The organism is Cellulomonas sp. (assembly GCF_036279715.1).
Lineage (GTDB): Bacteria > Actinomycetota > Actinomycetes > Actinomycetales > Cellulomonadaceae > Cellulomonas_A.
In genome coordinates, this window is the sequence record NZ_DASUIR010000151.1 from 1 (window position 1) to 3019 (window position 3019).

The window sequence follows — 3019 nt, forward strand, 5'->3', positions numbered from 1 at the left end:
GATCACCGACTGGCAGCCGCTCGTCGTGGAGCCCGACGCGCTCGTGTCCGAGGCGGCGATCGTCGCGATGTCGCGGACCACCGAGCGGCGGTACGACGACGTCCTCGTGCGATCCCACATCTGGTCGGTCGTGCCGACGTCGGACCTCGTCCGGTCGTTGTCGACCGTGCTCGCCGTCCGCTCCCTGCACGACGCGCTCACCGGCCTCGCCAACCGCGACCTCGTGCTCCGCCGCCTGCGCCAGCACTGTGCGGCGGTCTCGGGCACCCCCGAGCGCGTGGCCCTCGTCCTCATGGACGTCGATGACCTCGCGACCGTCAACGACCGCTACGGGGTCTCGACTGGCGACGCCCTCCTCGCGGCGATCGCCACGCGGCTGACCCGCGCCGCGCCCCCGCTGGCCGACGTGGGTCGGATCTCGGGGGATGAGTTCGTGCTCGTCGTGCGGCTCCCGGCCGCGCCGGGTCCCGAGGACGCGCGTCGGGCCCGCGCCGACCTTGGCGCCCGACTTCGCGCCGCCCTGTCGCAGCCCGAGCCCGGCCTGCCCGACGGTGCGTGGCGGGCGGTCAGCACGGTTGTGAGCATGTCCGAGCCGGGCTTCGCCGACGCGGATGCGCTGCTGCGGGAGGCGTTCTCGCAATTGCGGGCGCGCAAGGCGCTCGGGGGTGGTGTGATGTTGCCCGAACCGCGTGGCACCCGCTCGGTCGGGCCGGACGGCGCGTCGAGCTGGCCGATGGGCGACGCCGCCTCTCAGAGCTGAGCAGCCACGATCGCGACGGCCAGCCAGCAGACCCCGGAGAGCAGAGGCACTGACGGCAACCGTCGCACGCGCGGCGGGACCGCTGAGGTGCCTGCGACGCGTGCCTTCTCGACCAGTGCCGCCACCTCCCGAGGCTCACTGCTGTGCCGGGTCAGGCGCAGCGAGTCGGCCCGCACCGTGAGCAGGATCGCGTCGCCGTCCGCGTCGTTGTCCGTGTCTAGACGGATTACCAGCGAGCTGTCATCACTGACGACCGACGTGACACGTGACCACGTCACGAGCTCGTCGAGGAACCGGCCCCGCAGACGGAGCCAGCGCGGCCGCACGTCCAGGTGCGTCTGAGCGGCCATCGACCACGTCCACCCGGCGACGGGCATGGCAAGAACGGTCGACACGACGCGGACCGACGAGTCGTAGTCGAACATCCGGGTCAGAAGCCAGCCGACGAGAGGAAGAGCCGCCCACGGCAGCCACCGACCGGTGCGTCGCGCGAGTCGGATGACAAGAGACACGCGGTAGTCCGAGAAGGTCCGCCACATTGAACGGTCGTCCGCGGGGGAGCTGCGGGTTGTCGCCGCACGGCGCGGGCGGCGCCAGCGGGGCTGCAGGAGGGTGGTGTCGGTGATGTACCACTGGCCGTCGGCGTCGCGCAGCGCCGCGGGTGCGGCGTCGTGGTCGAGGCCGACGATGACAACCGGGGTCTGGTGCCAGCCCGTCATGCCCGCAGACTCGGTGCTCTGACGGTCGTCGTCCGAGGCGGCGAGTGACTGAGCCATCGCGAGCAGCTCGGCATCGCTGAGGGTTGCGACCGTGACCGTCCGTGGTTCGTCGAGCGGACCTTGGTCGTCGCTGTCGTCCGGCCATTCCTCGTCGGTGGCCGAACCCCACCAGGTCGTGAGACGGGGTGCGACGGCGAACGTGCGGGTGACGTCGTCGTACGGAGCGAGCAGCACGCCGCGGGATCGTGGCGCCCAGGTGGCCCGCACCTGGAACGCCGGTCCGCCGGCGGACAAGAGGGCGACCATCTCGCGCCGGCGCCGGCGCACTGCCACCAGCCAGACCGCGCCGACGAGCAGGCCGCCGACGCCGGGAATGAGCGCATACGTCGGGTCGAAGACATCCGCGGTCGCCTCGGCCCGGTGGGTCCGCGGCTGGTACCGCACCTCGATGCGCTGGCCGACCTCGGCGTTGCTGGAGGGCAGCGGGACGACGTAGGTCGCGTCGTCGATGGTGACGGTCACGCCGGAGCCGATCGCGGCGACAGCGCCGACGGTCGTCGTCGCGACGAGCGAGTCGCTGCGGAAGGTCTCCGCGGCAGCCGCGTCGTGCACGCACAGCGCGCACCCTGCGACACCGACGACGAGACACGCCGACGCGCCGGCAAGACGCGTCAAACGCGGTCGGGAGAGGTGCTCGCGCAGCGGTTCCGGGACGTCAGGAACGAGGACGACGGCCTCCGACGACATTCGCCAGACGCGCCCGACGGCCCGCTGCCGGGCCCGTGTGACACCGTCGGCGATCGCCAGGGCCAACAGCACCCCGCCTGCTGCGGCCCAGATGCCGGGAGCACCCGTGTTGGCCGCGGGCACGGCGGCAACACCCCAGCATGCGACAGCCGCGACCGCGGTGCCCAGGCCCGGGCTGACGAAGACGAGGGCGAAGCAGGCGAGGAGCGCCGACTGAAGGGTGCTCGTCCACGTGTACCGCGGGTCCTCGACCATTGCCGCGGTGACGTGACCACCATCGACGGTCGCCGCCACCAGGATCGCGATCAGCAGGGTGACCACGACCGCCAGCTTCAGGGCGCCAGTGGGGAGGCGTTGTGACCAGTCCGCGGACTGATCGGCGAGGAGCGCGGGAACACTCGTCAAGCGGTTCGAGGCGCCGTCATCGTCGCTCTGCCCGGCCGCAGGTGTCGTCACGGTCGACTGCCGCCCTTCGAAGCTGGGACCCGAGAAGGTCCGGACTGGGTGGCCACACCGTAGCGGCGGCGAGGTGGCCGGAGAGGAGTTTCTCGGTCGCGGCGTCACCGCGCTGACCGCAGACCATGAGGATGTCGCCGTGCCCAGCGGGCGGCACGTGTCCGCTAGCCTTGACTGGTCCCTACCGGAGCCTCACAGGCATCCGGACCCTCGCGCCTGTAGCTCAGGGGATAGAGCACCGCTCTCCTAAAGCGGGTGTCGGCAGTTCGAATCTGCCCAGGCGCACAGAGTGTTTGTGCAGGTCAGCGCGATGACGCGAACGATGACGCCGGCTGCG

General features: G+C 71.6%; 2 protein-coding genes and 1 tRNA gene. 2 read left to right on the forward strand and 1 reads right to left on the reverse strand.

Translation table 11 applies throughout. The features are described from left to right. On the forward strand, positions 1-760 hold a 760-nt coding region (locus VFW79_RS13990; protein ID WP_329677904.1), incomplete at its 5' end, for a GGDEF domain-containing protein. Here VFW79_RS13990 and VFW79_RS13995 read toward each other — a convergent pair. Further along, on the reverse strand, positions 751-2547 hold the full coding sequence (locus VFW79_RS13995; RefSeq protein WP_329677905.1) for a hypothetical protein: 1797 nt from the start codon (positions 2545-2547) through the stop codon (positions 751-753). The genes VFW79_RS13990 and VFW79_RS13995 overlap by 10 nt on opposite strands. A 347-nt stretch (positions 2548-2894) precedes the next feature. On the opposite strand from VFW79_RS13995, the gene VFW79_RS14000 reads away from it, so the two are divergent. Next, positions 2895-2967: transfer RNA gene (locus tag VFW79_RS14000), tRNA-Arg, on the forward strand. Positions 2968-3019 lie beyond the last annotated feature (52 nt).